The sequence below is a fragment of the Bacteroides sp. An269 genome, assembly GCF_002159755.1.
Classification (GTDB): domain Bacteria; phylum Bacteroidota; class Bacteroidia; order Bacteroidales; family Bacteroidaceae; genus Phocaeicola; species Phocaeicola intestinalis.
Map to the genome: position 1 here is coordinate 1 of NZ_NFJG01000050.1, position 20,942 is coordinate 20,942.

Consider the following 20,942-nt stretch of genomic DNA (forward strand, 5'->3'; position numbering starts at 1 on the left):
GGAAATGGAAACCATCTTGCACGACTATATTCTTTTTGAAATTCAAGGCTGGAGGGCAATCATCCAAATATGAGATACAGACAACGTACATACGAACATTCAACCGCATTGGAACGGTTGGCAAGGAGGAAATCTTCACGGAGGTTTCCTCCTTTTTTTATGAACATTTCTGAATATCGTTCGCTTTTGCGCACTTTTCTCACATTCGGCAAAGCAAGTAAACTCGCTTTGCTCTCACTCAATCGAAACGTTTACTATTAAATTGCAATATAATGAAACAGAAACACGAATTTAAGAGCATTGTGGCGGAGACGTTGCTCATTCCGCTATACATGAGAGCGAAAGAAAGCCGCCGTGTCAATCCCATTTTGGATGACAAGGCAGCGGAACGGTTGGCAGACAGCTTGGAATACGATTATTCCCAATTCGATGGGGCAAAGCTGAGCGAAGTGGGCTGCGTGGTGCGCGGCTGGTATTTCGACCGTGCCGTAAAACGGTTTATCGATACGCATCCCCGTCCGGTAGTCGTAAATGTAGGGTGCGGATTGGATACCCGTTTCCAGCGTATCGGCAACCCCAAAACTGTTTTTTATGACTTGGACTTGCCGGAAGTCATGGCACTACGTCGGGAATTGATACCCGAACAGACAGGTAATGTTTATATCGCAGCTTCCTTACTGGAAACCGACTGGATGGACGAGCTACGTCGGAAACATCCCGATGCGGAATTTATTTTCATTGTGGAAGGTGTGCTGATGTATTTTTACGAGAAGCAGGTAAAAAGCTTCCTGCATCACGTGGCAAGCCGTTTCGGAGGTGGAGAGTTGTGGTTTGACGTATGTGGCACCATGATGAGCCGGCATGGTGTAAAGCCCGATTCACTCCGCCATCATGAGGCGCAAATCCGTTCGGGATTGAGCGACGGACATCTGGTGGAACAATGGGAACCGGCTTTGCAACTCATCGAACAAGCCAACTACATGAAGTTTTTCCGCTCACGCTGGGGATTCTTCTTCGGACAAGTATTAGGGCGCATTCCTTGGCTATGTTATAAATTCAGTTCATTACTCGGATATAAAATCCTATCAAAATAATATACAATGAATCAAACAAAAAAGAAAGAAGGTCTGTCCCGGCTGTTCGAGATAGCGGGACAGAAGAAAGGGCTGCTCGTCATGGCAGGCGTGTTGTCTGCCGGCAGCGCGGTGTGTATGCTCGTGCCCTATTGGGCAGTTTATGAAGTTTTGAAAGAATTACTGACGCATGGAGGAAATCCCGCCGCTTCGGACGGAGCCGTCATGATACGCTGGGGATGGATAGCGTTTGGGGGACTTGTCGGCGGACTGGTATTGCTGTATGCCGCCTTGATGTCTTCCCACATTGCGGCTTTCCGCATACTCTATGGATTGCGTGTCCGCCTGTCCGAACACATCGGCAGGCTTCCGTTAGGGTATCTGAACAACACGTCCACCGGAGCCATCAAGAAAACGATGGACCAGAACATCGAAAAGATAGAGGGGTTCATCGCCCATACCATTCCGGACTTAGTGAACGTGGTAGCCACGGTAGCGGTGATGCTTGCCATCTTCTTTTCGCTGGATGCGTGGCTGACGGCCGTATGCCTGGAGGTCGTAGTGGTCAGTCTGTTTCTTCAATTCTCCAATTTCATGGGCAAAAGGGCAAGGGAGTTTATGGGCATCTACTACGACGCACAGGAGCGGATGAGCGCGTCTGCCGTGCAGTATGTGCGGGGGATGCCCGTGGTCAAGATATTCGGGCAGAGTGTCCGTTCGTTCCGTCAGTTCAATGCCGAAATCCAAGCATATAAGACCTTTGCCTTGAAGTGCTGCGATACTTATCAGAACGGAATGATTGCCTTTACGGTTCTGCTCAATTCGATGGTGACGTTCATTCTCCCTATGGGCATCCTGCTGATGCAGGCCAGTCCGCAATCCATGTCGCTGGCGGTGGTATGGCTGTTTTTCATCATCATGGGTCCGGGTATGGCTTCTCCCGTCTATAAACTGACATTCTTGGGAGGCAACACGCGCGACATCAACGAAGGGGTAAACCGTATCGACCGCATATTGGAAAAGCAGCCCGTGCCGGAGCCGAAACATCCGCAGGTGCCTGTTAGCTATGACGTGGAGTTCCGTCATGTTTCCTTCTCTTACGAAAATACGGAACAGGGAACACGGACGGAAGCCCTGCGCGATGTCAGCTTCACGGCACCGCAAGGAGAGATAACCGCTCTTGTCGGTCCGTCGGGAAGCGGTAAGTCTACGATAGCCAATCTGATTCCCCGTTTTTGGGATGTGGAGCAAGGAGAAATACTTATAGGAGGTGTGGATATCCGCCAGATAGCCACGGCAAAGCTGATGGATATGGTGTCGTTCGTCTTTCAAGATACTTTCCTGTTTTACGATACGCTGTATGAGAATATCGCCGTAGGTTCGCCTGATGCGACAAAAGACGAGGTGGTAGCCGCAGCCAAGGCTGCCCAATGCCATGACTTCATAGAGCGTCTACCACAAGGCTACGAAACACGGATAGGCGATAAAGGTGTGTATCTCTCCGGAGGCGAAGCCCAACGGATATGTGTGGCGCGCGCTATCTTGAAGAATGCCCCGATACTGGTGCTGGACGAAGCCACGGCTTTCGCCGACCCGGAAAACGAGCATAAAATGCAAATGGCTTTGCAGTCGCTGATAAAGGACAAGACGGTCATCGTGATTGCCCACCGCCTCTCTTCCATCATCTCGGCACATCAGATTGTCGTCATGAAAGAGGGACGGATCGCACAGTGCGGAAAACACGAAGTCTTGTCCGTCACAGAAGGTGTATATAAGAATATGTGGGATGCCTATACGAGTGCTTACCACTGGAAGTTGAACAAAAATTGAAAAGGAGAACAAGATATGAACGCAATCAAAAACATTACCATCGGACATACCGAACGGCTTTACAAGCCAGTAGGATACACCATGCTTGCCAACTTGGTCAATATCGTGCCGTTCTGCCTCTCTATTGAAGCGGTACGCATCATCTTCAGTGCTTTCAACGGGAGCGGACAGCCGCTTGACACCACCCGCCTTTGGTATATATTCGCTATTATGGTTGTTTATATGCTGGTCATGGCTTTGGCGGAACGGGCATCCTATCGTGCCAATTTCCGGGGAGCCTACGAAATGAGCGCATCGGGACGCTTGTCGTTGGCGGAACATCTGCGGAAACTTTCGCTGGGCTTCCTGTCCAGACGTGACCCCGGCGATTTGTCTTCCATGCTTATTACGGACTTCATGATGGCGGAAACCGGCATCTCGCACCACCTGCCCCAGCTGATGGGTGCCGTGGTCATGCCCGTACTGGCTTTTGCTTCGCTGGTCTGGATAGACTGGAGGATGGCAGTCAGCATGTTTGCCGCGCTTCCGCTTGCCATGCTTGTATTGTGGGCAAGCACAGGTGTACAAAGGAAACTGAGCGGCAAGCAGATTCAAGCCAAAATAGATGCCGGAAATCGGCTGGAAGAATACCTGCAAGGCATCCGGGTGATGAAAGCCTACAACCTGCTGGGCGACCGTTTCGTCCGGTTGCGTGATGCCTTTGCCCAGCTTCGCCGTGCCTGCATCCGCCAGGAAGCTTTGTTAGGTCCGTTCGTTTTGCTAAGTATCACAGTGGTTCGTGCCGGACTGACGATGATGGTTCTGTGCGGAACTTATCTCCTGTTAGGGGGCAAGCTTTCCATACTCGTATTCGTACTGTTCCTCGTGGTCGGTTCCCGTGTGTTCGATCCGCTGACTTCCGCCCTGACCAATTTCACCGAGTTCCGTTATTTCTCCATTGCCGGAGGACGCATCCTTTCACTGATGAACGAACCGGAAATGAAAGGGGAACGGCAATCTCCGGTGGCTGGCGACATCCGGTTCGAGCACGTATCGTTCGCTTATCAGGACAAGGAAGTGTTGCATGATATAACCGTTACCCTTCCTAAAAATTCATTGACGGCTCTTGTCGGTCCTTCGGGAAGCGGGAAAAGTACAGTAATGAAGCTTTGTGCCCGTTTCTACGACCCACAGAAAGGGCGTATCTTCTTCAACGATGTTCCGATGGATGAAACAGATCCCGAAAGCCTGATGAGCCACATATCCATGGTATTTCAGGACGTTTATCTGTTCCAGGACACCCTGCGCAACAACATCCGTTTCGGCAAAACCGATGCGACGGAGGAGGAAATCATCGCCGCAGCCAAGAAAGCCTGTTGCCACGACTTCATCATGCGCTTGCCTCAAGGCTACGACACGATGGTAGGCGAAGGAGGCTGCACCCTGTCGGGCGGTGAGAAGCAGCGCATATCCATAGCCCGTGCCATTCTGAAAGACGCGCCAATCATTCTACTGGACGAAGCGACCGCTTCGCTCGACCCCGAAAACGAAGTGGAAGTGCAAAAAGCCATCGACACGCTCATCAAAGGACGTACCGTGATAGCCATTGCCCACCGACTTAAAACCATTCAGAACGCCGACCGGATTATTGTCTTGGACAACGGAGAAATCAGGGAAGAAGGTACGCACGATGAACTTATCCGGAAGGAAGGGCTTTACGCACATTTGTGGAATATCCAAGAAAACAGTTCCGGTTGGAAACTTGCCAATCAAATTGAAAACCATTGATATACAAATTTGTACATTTCAAAAGAACACAGATATAGCAAAGGCACAGACGGACATACAGGTTATTTTATTGGGCTGATTGCGACATTCATATAAATTTATTTTCCTGTGCTTCTCTGTGCCATCTGTACCATCTGTGTTCCGTACCGGCATAGCTGTATCGAAAAGATTTTCCCTTCCAGCCTGCACATTCTCTGCAAAAAAAATGTACTTTTGCAACACGAATCAAAAACAAGACAAACAGACAAACAAATGGAGAGCATCATCAGCAAATCTGAAAGAGAGCAAATCATCGCTCTGATGAAAAGAGAAGTGGTTCCTGCCATCGGCTGTACCGAGCCTATTGCAGTAGCACTCTGCACAGCAAAAGCTACTGAGGCTTTGGGCTGTACACCCGAACATATCAACGTCTATCTGAGTGCAAACATCCTGAAAAACGCGATGGGCGTAGGCATACCGGGTACGGGAATGATAGGTCTGCCCATCGCCATTGCATTGGGCGCACTCATCGGCAAGTCGGAATACGGACTGGAAGTCTTAAAAGACTGCACACCCGAAGCTGTAGAAAAAGGAAAGGAAATGATAGCACGTCCCCAGTGCATCAACATCGCCTTAAAAGACGACATCGAGGAAAAACTATACATTGAAGTGACCTGTACAAACGGGAACAATGTAGCGACCGCCATCATCAGCGGCGGACATACCAACTTTGTCTACTTATGCCGTAATGGAGAAGTACAGTTGGACAAACGTACCGGCACCACCTCGGCCGAAGACGAAGAAACGGTCGACCTCACTTTACGCAAGGTGTTTGATTTCGCCACCACTGCCCCCATCGATGAAATCCGCTTCATCCTCGAAGCCAAAAATCTGAACAAGGCTGCCGCCGAACAATCACTCAAAGGCTGTTATGGACACGGATTGGGACGTATGTTGTGCACTAACAAGAATGAAGAAAAGATTATGGGGAACAATACCTTCACCCACATCCTCTCGTACACCTCTGCCGCATGCGACGCCCGTATGGCAGGCGCAATGATACCCGTAATGAGTAATTCAGGAAGCGGAAACCAAGGCATATCTGCCACCCTTCCCGTAGTCATCTTTGCCGAAGACACCCACGCCACCGAAGAACAGCTCATTCGTGCCCTGACGCTAAGCCACCTCACCGCTATCTACATCAAACAGAGCCTGGGCAAGCTTTCGGCACTCTGCGGATGTGTAGTGGCAGCTACCGGAAGCAGCTGCGGCATCACCTACCTGATGGGAGGCAGTTACGCACAGGTGATGTACGCCGTGCAGAATATGATTGCCACCCTCACCGGAATGATATGCGACGGGGCAAAGCCCAGCTGTGCCCTGAAAGTAACCAGCGGCGTATCTACTGCCGTGATGTCTGCCATTATGGCTATGGACCAGAAGTGCGTCACTGCCGTAGAGGGCATTATCGAAGAGAACGTGAACCGGAGCATCCGCAACCTTACCCTCATCGGCTCGAAAGGCATGAACGAGACCGACAAGATGGTGCTCGACATCATGACCCACAAACATTGTGATTAATCAGGTACTAGGAACTAGTTGACTAGGTACTAGGTTTTCAGATACCAAACATGCTCAAAGGTATTTAAAACCTAGTCAACTAGTACCTGGTCAACTAGTCAACTAAAAAATGACACATCCGGCAGACTACATACAGCGGCTTATCAGCGAAGGCGAACACGTGCACCAGGACTTCAAGTTCGAAATCTCCGATGCCCGGAAGATAGCCAAAAGCATCTCCGCCTTTGCCAATACCGAAGGAGGACGCCTGCTGGTAGGAGTAAAAGACAACGGAAAGATAGCCGGCGTGCGCTCCGAAGAAGAAATCTACATGATAGAAGCCGCCGCCCAACGTTATTGCCAGCCGCCCGTCGACCTGCATACCTATATATATAAGGTAGAAGGAAAAGACGTGCTGGAAGTGGTAATCGATGAAAGCCCGCGAAAACCCGTCTACGCCCTCGATGCCGAAGAACGGCGGTGGGCATACGTCCGCATCAAGGACGAAAACATTCTGGCAAGCCCTATCCACCTGAACATCTGGCAGCACAACCGGCACGAGGAAAAGGTCATCATCGCCTACACCCAACGCGAACAACAAGTACTGAACCTGCTGGCACAACATCCTTGCCTCACCCTCAACCAATGCCAACGCCTCACCCGGATGAACCGCAAGCTAATCACCAACCTCCTTGCCGACTTTATCCGCTTCGGACTGGTAGAGCAGGTATTCCATGAACACACGTTCTATTTCCGGTTGAAAGAGTAATGCCGTTATACTTCTCGCGGCATTAATTGGTGCATTTTGTCGCTTGTCACCTTAAATCCACATGACTGCCTTGCTTGTAAGATTATTAATCTTCATGCCGAAAGATTATTAATCTTCACGCTGTAAGATTAATAATCTTACAAACAATGCTGCTTATGGCGGAGAAACCAAAGCTTGCTTGTCATGACGGATATTCACTACTATTAATTATTTAGTACCACGTCACCTGGCTACCCGTATTGCTTCGCTGGTCCCACTTCAAGGCATCGGTCAACATACTGGAGTTGGCACGGATAGAGAAGTTATACGATGTGAACGGACCGAACACCAGGCCACAACTCATATTGAAGCAGTGCAGGTCACGGGTGATATTTACCGTAGTCATAGACATTTCTTTCGAGGTAAAGTCGTAACCACTCGAATACGTGATATTCCAACGGCTTCCTATCTTCACATTTCCTGAAATGTTCAACGAATGGGTCAAGGCATACGGATAACGCATTTTCTTAATATTGATTTTACCACTGGTATTCTCGCGGATGCTATAACTGTAACTCAGGCTCAGGCTCCACGGCATATTGAATGCCAGATAACCGTCAGGGTCAAGTTTGGCATCTTCCGTCTTCCGGTTGGCTGTATTGTTTGTCTGGTCTGTACTTTCGCTATCCTCTTCGTCGCTATCCTCCTCTTCATCTTTTTTGTCCTTGTCTTTCTTGTCCTCGTCATCTCCTTTACCGAACAGTTTCTTGAATGTGTCATTGTTCAGAGTATATGAGAACGAGCCACTGTATCCCTGAAAACGTCCGAAACGTCCGTACGACCATTCCGTGCGGTCGCTGGTCACCACATTTCCGTTTTCGTCAAATTTATAAGCATACGTGGCAAAGGTAGCATTCATATTAAAGGTATAACTCTTGGTCAGCTTCAGACGGGCACTCATCGTCAGGTTGCTCCAGCGCTTTTGGGCTATATCATACGACAGATTTGCCGTCAGGTCATCAATCAGACTGATTTTCTTGTACCCCGTCGTATCCTTATCCGATGCCATCTTCATTTCCAGATTGTTTTTCAATGAGAATGCAACGGTTTGTGAAACCCCTTGTCCCGGTACACCATACGGCATACCTTCGAAAGGAGAATATTCTGTAGTCCGCACTTCGCCGTTTTCGTCTGTATAGGTATAAGTTTCATAATAACCGAATTTTGATCTTCCAAAATCAGGCGTATACGTATAGCTCACAGTTGGCGTCACCACGTGACGGATGGTAATGTCCTTGCTCTTCCAAAACAACGGTTTGTACATACCATACAGTTTGGTGTTCATCGACAATGACATATTATAATCATACACACGATTAAAACCGTTGATGGTGTCACGCACCTCTTCACGCCGCTGTTCATCATAGCTGCGCATGATTTTCTTGGTATACCAACGCTCTGTATAGTCGAACGAAGGAGTAATGTTTATATAATTAAATAAGGTAAAGTTCGCCTCAATCGGGATATTGTGGCGCATACCGGTCTCCCATTGCGAGAACGGAGTTTTAAACAGCAGGTTATCCTTGGTATCCACACTATTGGTCAAGGCACCCGTATATTGGAACGAAATTTTTTCGTACCAACGCTCGTTGCCCGCCGCCTTCTTGCGCTTGAAGGGGTAAATACGGCTCAACGAAATGTTTACATCAGGCAGTGTCATATTCAGCGAAGAGTCGCGAGTGTTCTGCGTAATGTTGAACGTACTCGAAATATTCAATCCGATTTCAGGGAAATTGCGTGAGTAACTGATACTGGACGCTTTCGTATTATTGCTATACGAAGAAGGGTCGTACAACGTACTCAAGCTGGAACGGTCGTAACTGCTGGTCGCAAAGTTCACACTTGCCGAGAACGAACTGTTCGGGTTTGCCTTAGAGTCCTGCCGGTGGCTCCACTGAATACGGAAGTCTTTCGACACGGCATAGTCGGGCATATTCTTCTCGCCTGTCTTTGTCACCAGATAGCTGGCATTAAAGTAACCGCTGTACTTATACCGTTTGTTATAATTCGATGCCACCGAAAGTCCCCACGAACCTTTGGTATAAATTTCACCCAACAGTTTCAGGTCCATCTTGTCGCTGATGGCAAAATAATATCCTCCGTCACGCAGGTAGAAACCACGATTCATTTCGTCACCATACGTCGGCATGATGAATCCCGAAGAATAGCTGCTGCTGAAAGGAAAGAAACCGAACGGAATGGCAAGCGGCAACGGTACATCTTCTACCACCAACTGTGCCGGACCGAATACCACGTCTTTCTTAGGGCGCACTTTCGCCATCGAAAGCTTCAGGTAGAAGTGCGGATGCTCGTGATTGTCGCACGTCGTATACTTGCCTTCCGTCATATAGATTTCATCATCTGCTCCTTTTTTGGCATTCACGCTGGTCACATAGCCCTCGCCTTGTTGGGTGATGATATCGTTGATAAAACCTTTCTTGGTCTTGAAATTATAACGCATCGTTTTCGATTCGTAAGGTGTCTCTCCATCCTTGAATATCGGAGTGCCCGAACTTACACCAGCCGTATCCACCACTCCTTCGGCAAATACCGTACTGCTATCCATATTCATCGAAATCTTTGCCGAAGTCAGTTCGATGTTCTGATAATTCACCTTACCGTTACCATACAAATGGGCATACCCTCCCTTTGTAAAGACTATAGAATCACTTGCTTCGTAAATTACCGGAGCGTCCAGCGGTTCTTTTTTCGAACTGTCGGCTGCCAGCGAATCGGCCATAAGGCTGTCTCTCATCAACGAATCAAGCTGTAACGAATCCGCTTGCAAAGAATCTGTACGAAGCTCTGTATTGTTTTTTCGTGCGCGCTTTCCCTTGGCACGCTGAGCCTCAGCGTACAATGAGAAAAAGCAGCTCACGAAAAACAGAAGCAAAAACGAGTATGTGGTTTTCTTAAATGACGTCATTCACTCTTTTTTTACACAATGCGCTGCAAAAGTAAGCATTATCCTGTAAATAAACACAGAAGCCTTTGTTTTTAATGTATTTTTAAGACTATAAAAAAAGCTCGCACCAATGGTCGAAACGCACGGCACCTTCTTCTCCGTGCTTAGCAACGCTCTTGCGTGCCTTATCAAGGCTCTTTTCCTTGTCTAGTTTGGTCTTCGAAAAAAACTTGTCTGCAAAACAGATTATCTGTTCTTCCATACTCACCGGCAACATGTCACGATGTGGCAAAGGTAAACCACGGTCGAGGATATTCTGCAGAGAAAGACCGGCACCGGTATGCCGTTCGCATACCAGAGCATGACGCGGAAAACCTTCCTTACGCACCAAATCTGCTCCCAAATATCCGTGGCAGATATACGGATAAGTACCAAAACACTGAATGTCAGGAGCATCGGTCTGGAATATGCCAATATCGTGCAGCACCGCCGCCTCACCAATAAAAGCCAAGTCTAGATTCAGTTCAGGATGTTTCTGTGCCAAAGCCAGCGCCTTGTCGGCAACCGAACGGCTATGTACCAGCAGGATATGCTTCAATTCATTATCTTCCGGATAAAATTTATCAATCAATGCGAATGGATTCATATACTTATTTTATTATATTTGTAATACGCGAAATTACAAAAAAATATTCATCCGTTATGAAATATCGATTATTATTCCTGTTTTTCATCTGTTGGAGCGTGTCAACTGCCCTCACCTCACTCTATGCCCAAGTACGTACTGGAGCCGAACAGACCGGACTGTACCTGCACTTGCTCAGAGGGAAACATGTATCACTGGTAGTCAACCAGACTTCTCTTATCGGAAAGACACACTTGCTCGATTCCCTGTTATCGCAAAACATACAAGTAACATCCATCTTCGCTCCCGAACACGGAATACGGGGAGAAGCAGATGCCGGAGCCATCGTCAAAGATGGAAAAGACGCACGCAGCGGCATTCCGGTTCTCTCTCTTTATGGCAAGGACAAGAAACCCCGAAACGACCAATTAAAAGATACCGATATCATCGTATTCGATATTCAGGATGTAGGTGCACGCTTCTTTACCTACATCAGTACTTTATACTATGTGATGCAAGCTTGCGCCGAAAACGGGAAAGAACTGATTGTATTGGACCGGCCGAATCCGTGCGACTATATAGACGGACCTGTATTGCAACCGAAGTTCAAGAGCTTCGTAGGGATGCTTCCCATTCCGGTATTACACGGATGTACGGTAGGAGAAATCGCCCAAATGATCAACGGCGAAGGGTGGTTGGGGAATGGCTTGCATTGCAGACTGAGAATAATCCCTGTCGCAGGCTGGCATCACGGACAGCCCTATTCGCTTCCCGTCAAGCCCTCGCCTAACCTGCCCAACGATCAAGCCGTCGCACTTTATGCCTCCCTTTGTCCTTTCGAAGGTACATCGGTAAGTATAGGACGCGGTACCCCTTTCCCATTTCAAGTAATCGGGAATCCCACGCTCAAGACCTGCACATTCCGTTTTATGCCTCGCCCGTTAAAAGGTTCGGATATGAACCCGTTGCATAAAAACACCTATTGTTACGGTTCAGACCTGCGGCACACAGAAGCACCTGAAGGCTTTTCTTTAAAATACATCCTTGAAATTTACCGGTTTTACCGGAATAATCCAAAAGGCTTCTTCACCCGTCCCCATTGGTTTGACCTGCTGATGGGCACCGACAGTGTGCGGATGGACATACTAAAAGGAAAATCTGAAGCTGAAATCCGTACAGCGTGGCAACCCGCCCTCCAGCAATATAAAACCATGCGGAAAAATTATCTTCTCTATCATGATTATACTAATTGAATCCGCAAACATCCCATACGATACGCCCCTACAGCCAATTGGGTAAAGTGCGGATATGCATAAATCTTTATTGCCCATATTGCCTGTTCGCCGGAGAAATGACTACCTTTGCACCGGAAAACAGTTAAACGATGAAAGAAGCTTTACTTAAACTCCACCTGTCGGTGCTGATTGCAGGTGGTACGGGAGTGTTCGGGCGTGTAATTACGTTGAACGAAGGACTGCTGGTGTGGTACCGGCTGCTGCTTGCCACACTGATGTTTTATGCCGTGTTGTTTGTTTTAGACAAATTACGCAAGGTGCAACGGCGGGATGCGGTACGGATTGCTGCGACGGGTGTGCTGCTTGCCTTGCACTGGCTGTTCTTCTACGGCAGCATCAAGGCATCGAATGTGTCTATCGGAGTGGTCTGCCTCTCGCTAATGAGCTTCTTTACCGCCCTGTTCGACCCGCTTATCAACCGACACCGGGTATCGGCAAGCGAGGTGCTGTTCAGCCTGATAGGTGTGGCGGGCATCGTGCTGATATTCCATTTCGATACCCGTTACCGTGTGGGCATCCTAATGGGCATCCTCTCGTCGGCACTGGCTTCGCTCTTCACCATCTGCAACAAGCGGGTAGCGTCTGATTATCCGTCGGGCACTGTGCTGCTCTATGAAATGGGAGGAGGTTTCGCAGGGCTGAGCCTGCTGCTGCCCTTCTACCTGCATTTCTTTCCGGTTACGTCGCTCGTGCCTTCTGCCGCCGACTGGGGGAGCCTGCTGGCATTGGCTTCGCTCTGTACGGTATGCCTGTACATCCTGCAGATACAGGTTCTGAAGCGGATTTCGGCGTTCACGTTCAACCTGACCTACAACCTGGAGCCTATCTACAGCATCATCCTTGCCATGATTATCTTCGGCGAAGCGAAAGACCTGAACGCAAGTTTTTATGCCGGGCTGGGGATGATATTCCTGTCGGTGGTGATGCAGACCCTGCGGATAATAACAAAAGTAAAAAAACAAAAGTGTTAAAGCCAACAGGCAAAATGCCGGTTTTACAGAAGCACCGGCTTAACTCCTTTACAAATATGGAAAATCTGACACAACGCATCCGGCTATTGCTGGAAGCATTAAACGAACGAGTATTCGGCAAAGAGCATATCATAAGCCTGTCACTACTATCGGCAGTGGCAGGCGAAAGCATCTTCCTGCTCGGTCCTCCGGGAGTAGCAAAAAGTATGGTGGCGCGACGATTGAAGCTAGCATTCCGCAATGCGGGTTCATTTGATTACCTGATGTCGCGCTTCAGTACCCCCGATGAAATCTTCGGTCCGGTTTCCATCTCGAAATTGAAAGACCGCGACACGTACGAACGGATGACAGAAGGCTATTTGCCTACTGCTACCATTGCTTTTCTGGACGAAATCTGGAAGGCAGGACCAGCTATACAGAATGCCCTGCTGACCATTCTGAACGAGAAAATATATCGCAACGGCAACCATACTTTCCGGGTACCGCTGAAAGGGCTGGTGGCTGCCTCTAACGAATTGCCTGCCTCAGGACAGGGACTGGACGCCTTGTGGGACCGCTTCCTGGTGCGGATGCTGGTGACAGGCATAACCGACCAGTCTGACTTCGACCGTATGATAGCTTCGCCAGACGAAAGCGAACCTTGTGTTAATACCGCCCTGCAAATAGAAGAACAAGAATATGAGACATGGCAAGGCAAAATCGGCTTAATCAGCATCCACTATTCCATTTTCGAAGTGATACATACGCTGAAAGAAAAAATAGAAGACCACAACCACAAACTACAGAATGCCGAATCGACGGAGCAACCTCTGTATGTGTCCGACCGCAGGTGGAAAAAACTGGTGAAGCTGCTACGTACATCGGCTTTCCTGAACGGTTCGGACACCATACGCCTGACCGACTGCCTGTTGTTACGCCATTGCCTGTGGAACGAGGTATCACAGCTGGAGGAAATAAATGAGATGGTAACAGACGCCATTCGGATGAGCGCCGAAGGGTATCTGTTGAACCTGCAGGGCTTGCACAGGGAGATGGAAGCTCTGAAAGATGAGCTGTCATCGGCAGCAGCCGTGCACGAAAACCGAGATCCGGGACTGCTGTTGGTCGACTCGTATTATCACCAGATAGACAAAGTGCGGCTGGCAGGAAGATTGCTGATGTTTGCATCCGACTATCAGTCGCTCGACACCATCGGGAAACTGTTCTACCTGCACAAAGACAAGTATAAGAGCCAGTGTTTTATCTTGAAGCGCTACGACCTGTCGATGCGGAACAAGGTGCCGCAGCATAAAATCTATTCGCTGCGCAAGGGCAACCGCTCGGTCTTTATCAATGATTACGAATATCCTTTGGTGTGTGTGCCCAGTTGTGAACCGCTGCCCCCACAAGCCGCAGGGACGGACAAGGAAAAGCTGGAGGAACGCTTCTGCCAGCTGAACGACTTATTGCTACGGGTGGAAGGAGGATGCAAAGACTTTTATACACAAGAATGGGCATATGCAGACCGGCACCTGTTCCTGAACGAGCAGGAACGAGACATCATACGGGGATTGCTGGAACATCAGCAGACATCGGTAGCAGATTATCGGAACGAACTAAACGAACTGGAACATGCATATCGGGAAGAGAACACGGAATATCCGTCTGAAAGCATTGAAGGCAATCTATTTGGCTGAGCTTCGTCAGCGTTGCTCCAAACATCTGCAGGAAGCGTTGCATAAACGTATCGTGTTCCCTGCCGAACTGGAGGACGCCATATGGCAGTATTACCGCAAGACATCTCCATCGCTCCAGGAGTTTTACTCCCGCTATACGCCCGAATGGGAGATGTTCTACGATGCTGAGTCTTTGTCGCCCGGCGATTTCCTACTTTTTCTGAAGCGGATGCTCCCGGCTTTCCGTAAGCGCTATGCACTTACCGAACTGGATGTGCCGTATTACATCGGAAAACTGGAACAACCGGCCAGCACAGATGCCGGGCGGAAAAACTTACAGGAGTTTTTTCTAAACAAGTGGCACCGCCTGCTTACCGCCAAGGAATACGATTACCAGTATCATCACATCGCCTCTTTATGCAACAGTTTTGCACTGCTGAAGGCAAGTACAGGCATGAAGACCGAGACCAACCTGATAAGTTCGCGCATCCGCTGGCTATTGTACAACCATCCGGAACTGTACCGGAAGGTGATGCATTACGAGAAAACAATGGAACAGAACCGGCACATACACGAACTGGTACGGGTACTGGGCAAAAGAAGCCAGGGAGAAAAGAAACGCTTCGACCCCTTATCGGGAGCCCAAAAAGAGCAGTTGGTGCGTCATGCCACACAAAGCGACATCGAAGGCATTACGCTGGGCAACGACCTGAATCACCTGTTACCCATAGAGTATTGCTATTTTGCCGAAGAAACACTACGTCCCGTCTTTATGCAACGCTACACGGAAAAACGCTTGCAGATGTTCGACAGCCGTTCGCAAGAAGACCGTTCGGCGGCACAGCCGGGCAAGAGGGAAGTAAGCGGACAAGGTCCCTTTGTCATTTGCCTGGATACATCCGGATCGATGGAAGGCAAGCGGGAGCAACTTGCCAAATCGGCCGTACTCGCCATTGCCCGCCTTACCGAAAGCACACACCGCAAGTGTTACATCATCAATTTTTCGGAAGAAACCGAACATCTGCTGGTAAAAGACCTGTATACCGACTTACCTGTGCTGGTGGAATTTCTGAACCATAGTTTCGGGGGAGGCACCAGCATGGAACAGGCCGTAGACGAAGCGGTGCGAATGATAAACAGCAACGGATGGCACCGTTCGGATGTAGTGATGATTTCCGATTTCGAAATGCCCCCCATATCTGAAACACTGATGAAACAGATTTTGGGACTGAAACGTAAGGAAACGGCTTTCTATGCCCTGGTGTTCGGAACACGTCCCGAAATGGATTACCTGAACCTGTGCGACCGCTGCTGGAACATGGACATTCCGGGGTAACACGAACTGTCCTGCGCTTCGCTCACAGGAGTTAAAAGACAATAGTTCTGTTAGAATTTCCATTAGTAAAAGTATTGGTTTCTAACTCCCTGAAATAACTCCTTATGGGTGAAATGCGGGCATTCATATAATGTTATAAAAACGCAAAAAAAACGCAAAATCCACTTTTTCTGAAAATATAAGCGCAAAAATTTTTGAGTTTCTGAGCAATCCATTATATTTGTGTAGAATTTGGCAAAAAATGACGGAAGAAGACAAAAGGCTACTGAATACGTTTGAAGGAAGATTAAGAAACCTGCTGTTCCTGTTCGAAGAACAGAAAAAGGAAATAGCTTCACTCCGGCACCTTTTGGAAGAAAAGGAAGCTGCTATCGCACGTATGGAAAGTGACCGGAAAGAACTGGAGTCAAGATATGCCAATTTGAAAATGGCCCGTATAATCAGTATCAACGATACGGAACTCAATGATACGAAGAAAAGGTTGACGAGGCTGGTGCGTGAAGTCGAAAAATGTATCGCTTTGCTGAATGAATAAGCCAAAAGGTAAACGAGTCATGAAAGACGACAAATTAAAAATACATCTGCGGATCGACAACGAACTATATCCCTTGGTCATTGACCGCGACAAGGAAGAGCTATATAGGAAGGCGGCTAAGCAGATTGACTATAAACTAAACAAATATCGCAGTATGTATCCGGAGTTCAGCCTGGCCAAACACTGGGCTATGACTGCACTGGAACTCTCTTTTGAGAATGTATCCTTGAAAGACCGGAATGATACACAGCCGTATGCAGAAAAACTGAAACAGCTGGCTGATGATATAGATGAATGCATTCATCCTAAACCTGACGATTAGGAGACAGGAAAGTTTAGTATAGAACAAGGAAGATTTTACGCACAACTGGAATGCCGGAACAAACCGGCAGGAAAGTATGTGCGTTTTTTATTTATATTTTTAAACTAAATAGTAATGTTTACAACAGTAGTAATATTCACGGTTGTTGCTTTCCTGGTAGGAGGAGCAATTTCGTACGCTTTTTTCAAGTTCGGCCTGAAATCGCGGTACGATAAAATTATAAAGGAGGCCGAAACAGAAGCAGAAGTAATCAAGAAAAACAAGTTGCTGGAGGTCAAAGAAAAATTTCTGAACAAGAAAGCCGAGCTGGAAAAAGAAGTAACAGCACGCAACCAGAAAATCCAACAGGCTGAAAACAAACTGAAGCAGCGCGAAATGGTATTAAGCCAAAAGCACGAGGAACTGCAACGAAAACGGAACGAAACCGAAGCCATCCGCGAAAACCTTGATGCACAGCTGGTGGTTATCGACAAGAAGAAAGAAGAACTGGATGCCCTCCAGGCACAAGAACGTAAAAAACTGGAAGCCTTGTCGGGACTGTCTGCTGAAGAGGCTAAAGAACGTCTCGTCGAATCGCTGAAAGAAGAAGCCAAAACGGAAGCACAATCGTATATCAACGACATCATGGATGATGCCAAAATGTCGGCAAACCGCGAGGCAAAACGCATTGTCATACAAACCATCCAGCGCGTAGCAACCGAAACCGCCATTGAAAACTCTGTAACCGTATTCCATATTGAATCGGACGAGATAAAAGGACGGATTATCGGACGGGAAGGAAGAAATATCCGTGCCTTGGAAGCCGCTACGGGAGTGGAAATTGTAGTTGACGATACGCCCGAAGCCATTGTCCTTTCGGCGTTCGACCCCGTACGCCGAGAAATAGCCCGTTTGGCATTACACCAACTGGTAACCGACGGACGTATCCATCCGGCACGCATCGAAGAAGTGGTGGCTAAGGTGAAAAAACAGGTAGAAGATGAAATTATCGAAACCGGTAAGCGGACAACCATTGACCTGGGTATCCACGGTTTGCATCCCGAACTGATCCGTATCATCGGTAAGATGAAATACCGCTCTTCGTATGGACAGAATCTGTTGCAACATGCACGTGAAACAGCCAACCTGTGTGCCATCATGGCATCCGAACTGGGACTGAATCCCAAAAAAGCCAAACGTGCCGGCCTGTTGCACGATATCGGCAAAGTGCCCGATGAAGAACCCGAACTGCCCCATGCACTGCTGGGTATGAAACTGGCTGAAAAATATAAGGAAAAACCAGACATCTGCAACGCCATCGGTGCCCACCACGATGAAGTGGAAATGACCAGCCTTCTGGCTCCTATCGTACAGGTATGCGATGCCATCTCTGGAGCACGTCCGGGAGCACGACGCGAAATTGTAGAAGCTTATATCAAACGTCTCAACGACCTGGAACAACTTGCCATGTCTTATCCGGGCGTAACCAAGACGTATGCCATCCAGGCAGGCCGAGAGCTTCGTGTCATCGTAGGCGCAGACAAGATAGACGACAAGCAGACCGAAAGCCTGTCTACCGAAATCGCCAAAAAGATACAAGACGAAATGACATATCCGGGACAAGTCAAGATTACGGTTATCCGCGAAACACGCGCCGTAAGCTTCGCGAAATAGTCATTACTGCTCTCAAAACGCCAGTAATTAGAAAGAGTTAGAAGAATTTAAAGGAGTTAGAGGGAGTTAGAGGGAGTTAGAAGCCAATACTTCTGTGCTATTGGCATTTAACTCCCTCTAACTCCTTTAAACAACTTCTTGTAGGCAAATGCGGAATCACCCCATTAACCCACCACTTTTTCGGCACAACGCAAACCTTCTTCATAAAGCGCGGTCAGTTTCTGGATGTCTTTATCTATCCGGTTTACCTTCACGGGCGCTTCGGGACGGATGGCTATGATACGCCCTTCATCTTCCAGCCTCTCTATCATTTCCAACTGCTCATTGTATGCCTGACACCGCCGGCTCAACGCTACACGCAAACGAGGATAGCGCGTATAGATGATACGCGGTATGCGGATATCTTTCTCCGTCTTCCGATACCCCCGGTTCCGGGTAAGCACAACCACATTCTTGGCATATCCTTGCGAAACAGCACGCATCACCGGAATAGAATCGACAATACCTCCATCGAGCATGGGACACCCGTCTACCCACGTTATCGGACACACATAGGGCAAGCTGCTCGATGCTTTGGCAATTGCCAGCAGGCGCCCGCGGTCGTGTTTCTCTTCCAGATAACAGGCCCTGCCGGTGACACAATTAGTGGTCACCATCTCAAAACGTGCAGGGTTACGGAAATATGCTTCGTAATCGAAAGGCAATATCGTAGCAGGAAACTTTTCATACAGCAGATGCTGGTCAAGAATGCTGTGCTGGTGCCACAGATACTTCAACCCGATGTAACGGTATTTAGCCAGCATCTCGATGTTGCTGTAACGTGCCCTGCCCGGCTGGTGCGACAAATAAGACAGACCGTTGCATGCACCAGCCGAAACGCCGACAACATAAGGAAACTCTATGCCTTTCTGCATAAAATAGTCGAGCACACCGCAGGTAAACACCCCACGCATGCCTCCTCCTTCCAATACTAAACCCATTTTTGAATAATCCATAGCCATAACCTTTCTTTTATTTGAATCCGCAAACATCCCCTACAGCCAATTGAGCAAAATGCGGATATTCATTTCTTTTATTTGCTACAAAGATACATTTTTCAGAATATAGAGAGAACTTTTCAATTTAATTTTCTACTTTTGCAATACTTACTACAAAGGTATTACCAAAAACCATAACAATATGTTCGAATCTACCGTATATAGCAAACGCCGTCAGGCGTTAAGGGACAAGGTCGGCAACGGCCTAATCCTGATATTGGGAAACAATGAGGCACCAGCCAATTATCCCGACAATACCTATAAATTCCGTCAGGACAGTTCGTTTCTTTATTTTTTCGGACATGCCCATCCGGGATATGCAGGAATACTTGATGCAGATTCCGGCGAAGATTACTTTTTCGGCGATGACGTCACGATGGACGATATCATCTGGATGGGTCTCCAACCCAGCGTAAAAGAACTGGCTGCACGAGTAGGAATAGACAAAAGTTTCCCCTTCGGTAAGCTGAAAGAGGTGATAGGCAAAGCCATCGCCCAACGTCGGAAAATTCATTTCCTGCCTCCTTACCGCTACGACAACATGCTCTTGCTGGAAGACCTGACCGGCATCCGTGCCTCACTGGTCAGACAGCACAGCTCGCTTGAACTCATCAAGGCGGTAGTAGCCTTACGTTCGGTAAAAGAACCCTGCGAAATAGAAGAAATCGACAAAGCCTGCAACATCGGTTATGAAATGCATACCGCAGCAATGAAACTTTGCAAACCGGGTGTATCCGAACAATACATCGCCGGTGTACTGGACGGCATTGCCGCATCTTACGGCAATATGGTATCTTTCGCCACAATCTTGAGCCAGAACGGACAGACCTTGCACAACCATGACCATAGCCAGATACTTCAGGCGGGCAGACTGATGCTGACCGATGCAGGAGCCGAAAGTACGACCAACTATTGCTCAGACCATACACGTACCATCCCGGTAGGAGGCAAGTTCACCAGCCGCCAGCGTGACGTGTACAGCATCGTGCTGGCTTGTCATGACCGTGCCCTGGAACTGGCACGTCCGGGTATCACCTACAAATCGGTCCATCTGGAAGTGTGCCGTGTACTGGCACAAGGGCTGAAAGACCTGGGACTGATGAAAGGCAACGTAGAGGATGCCGTAGCAGCAGGAGCACATGCCCTGTTCATGCCCCACGGACTGGGACACATGATGGGTATCGATGTACACGACATGGAAGACCTGGGACAATGTTACGTTGGTTATGATGATGAAGTACGTCCTTCCGAACAGTTCGGCCTGGCATCCTTGCGTATGGGACGACGCTTACAGGAAGGCTTCGTCATCACCGACGAACCGGGTTGCTATTTTATCCCCGACCTGATAGATAAATGGCGTGCCGACAAAATGCATACCGACTTCCTCGACTTCAATGCCATTGATAAGTATAAGGATTTCGGGGGCATCCGACTGGAAGACGATATCCTGATTATCCCCGGCGGTTCGCGCTTCACCGGTGAAAAACATATCCCCATCACCATCGAGGAAGTGGAAGAAATCATGAAGTAATTAATAATTAAATAATGAACAATTAATAATTAATGGTGAATAGCGGAAATCGAAAGCATC

16 protein-coding genes are annotated in these 20,942 nt (G+C 48.3%); 13 read left to right on the forward strand and 3 right to left on the reverse strand.

Annotation, left to right across the window (positions count from 1 at the left end):
- The first annotated feature begins 272 nt into the window (after nt 1–272).
- The 5 genes from B5F71_RS10575 (at nt 273) to B5F71_RS10595 (ending at nt 6,978) form a co-directional block, all read left to right on the forward strand.
- Entirely contained in the window at nt 273–1,094 is an 822-nt protein-coding gene (locus B5F71_RS10575; protein ID WP_087210030.1) for a class I SAM-dependent methyltransferase, read from the forward strand.
- A 6-nt stretch (nt 1,095–1,100) separates the two neighbouring features.
- The gene (locus B5F71_RS10580) at nt 1,101–2,903 is read left to right on the forward strand and encodes an ABC transporter ATP-binding protein (protein WP_087210033.1); all 1,803 of its coding nucleotides are present in this window, start codon (nt 1,101–1,103) and stop codon (nt 2,901–2,903) included.
- 15 nt (nt 2,904–2,918) lie between these two features.
- Nucleotides 2,919–4,670 (forward strand): ABC transporter ATP-binding protein, encoded by a 1,752-nt coding sequence (locus B5F71_RS10585; RefSeq protein ID WP_087210035.1) that lies wholly within the window; start codon nt 2,919–2,921, stop codon nt 4,668–4,670.
- 261 nt (nt 4,671–4,931) lie between these two features.
- On the forward strand, nt 4,932–6,230 hold the full coding sequence (locus B5F71_RS10590; protein WP_162609940.1) for an L-serine ammonia-lyase, iron-sulfur-dependent, subunit alpha: 1,299 nt from the start codon (nt 4,932–4,934) through the stop codon (nt 6,228–6,230).
- Between the two features lie 109 nt (nt 6,231–6,339).
- Nucleotides 6,340–6,978, forward strand: a complete 639-nt coding sequence (locus B5F71_RS10595) for an ATP-binding protein (protein WP_022039064.1) — start codon at nt 6,340–6,342, stop codon at nt 6,976–6,978.
- A 211-nt stretch (nt 6,979–7,189) separates the two neighbouring features.
- Here the strand turns inward: B5F71_RS10595 and B5F71_RS10600 are convergent, their stop codons facing one another.
- Both B5F71_RS10600 and B5F71_RS10605 read right to left on the reverse strand, forming a co-directional pair.
- Nucleotides 7,190–9,772, reverse strand: a complete 2,583-nt coding sequence (locus tag B5F71_RS10600; RefSeq protein ID WP_225226311.1) for a putative LPS assembly protein LptD — start codon at nt 9,770–9,772, stop codon at nt 7,190–7,192.
- A gap of 259 nt (nt 9,773–10,031) precedes the next feature.
- Entirely contained in the window at nt 10,032–10,568 is a 537-nt protein-coding gene (locus B5F71_RS10605) for an HDIG domain-containing metalloprotein (RefSeq protein WP_022039656.1), read from the reverse strand.
- Between the two features lie 56 nt (nt 10,569–10,624).
- Between B5F71_RS10605 and B5F71_RS10610 the strand changes: the two genes are divergently transcribed.
- From B5F71_RS10610 to rny, 7 genes are all read left to right on the forward strand, one after another.
- Nucleotides 10,625–11,800, forward strand: a complete 1,176-nt coding sequence (locus B5F71_RS10610; RefSeq protein WP_087210041.1) for a DUF1343 domain-containing protein — start codon at nt 10,625–10,627, stop codon at nt 11,798–11,800.
- A 131-nt stretch (nt 11,801–11,931) separates the two neighbouring features.
- On the forward strand, nt 11,932–12,813 hold the full coding sequence (locus tag B5F71_RS10615; RefSeq protein ID WP_022039658.1) for an EamA family transporter: 882 nt from the start codon (nt 11,932–11,934) through the stop codon (nt 12,811–12,813).
- 56 nt (nt 12,814–12,869) lie between these two features.
- Nucleotides 12,870–14,489 carry an AAA family ATPase gene (locus B5F71_RS10620; RefSeq protein ID WP_087210059.1) on the forward strand — a complete coding sequence of 540 codons (1,620 nt, stop codon included), beginning with the start codon at nt 12,870–12,872 and terminating at the stop codon, nt 14,487–14,489.
- On the forward strand, nt 14,425–15,804 hold the full coding sequence (locus B5F71_RS10625) for a VWA domain-containing protein (protein ID WP_087210054.1): 1,380 nt from the start codon (nt 14,425–14,427) through the stop codon (nt 15,802–15,804). The genes B5F71_RS10620 and B5F71_RS10625 overlap by 65 nt, the downstream gene beginning before the upstream one ends.
- 241 nt (nt 15,805–16,045) lie before the next feature.
- Complete coding sequence (locus tag B5F71_RS10630; RefSeq protein WP_022039661.1) at nt 16,046–16,339, forward strand: hypothetical protein; 294 nt, start codon at nt 16,046–16,048, stop codon at nt 16,337–16,339.
- A gap of 19 nt (nt 16,340–16,358) precedes the next feature.
- A complete protein-coding gene (locus tag B5F71_RS10635) occupies nt 16,359–16,661 on the forward strand; it encodes a cell division protein ZapA (RefSeq protein ID WP_022039662.1) in 303 nt (100 codons plus the stop codon).
- Nucleotides 16,662–16,775: 114 nt separating this feature from the next.
- Nucleotides 16,776–18,314 carry a ribonuclease Y gene (rny, locus tag B5F71_RS10640; RefSeq protein ID WP_022039663.1) on the forward strand — a complete coding sequence of 513 codons (1,539 nt, stop codon included), beginning with the start codon at nt 16,776–16,778 and terminating at the stop codon, nt 18,312–18,314.
- 164 nt (nt 18,315–18,478) lie between these two features.
- Here rny and B5F71_RS10645 read toward each other — a convergent pair whose 3' ends face one another.
- A complete protein-coding gene (locus tag B5F71_RS10645; protein ID WP_087210044.1) occupies nt 18,479–19,315 on the reverse strand; it encodes a patatin family protein in 837 nt (278 codons plus the stop codon).
- Nucleotides 19,316–19,493: 178 nt separating this feature from the next.
- On the opposite strand from B5F71_RS10645, the gene B5F71_RS10650 reads away from it, so the two are divergent.
- Nucleotides 19,494–20,882 (forward strand): aminopeptidase P family protein, encoded by a 1,389-nt coding sequence (locus B5F71_RS10650; RefSeq protein WP_022039665.1) that lies wholly within the window; start codon nt 19,494–19,496, stop codon nt 20,880–20,882.
- Nucleotides 20,883–20,942: the final 60 nt, after the last annotated feature.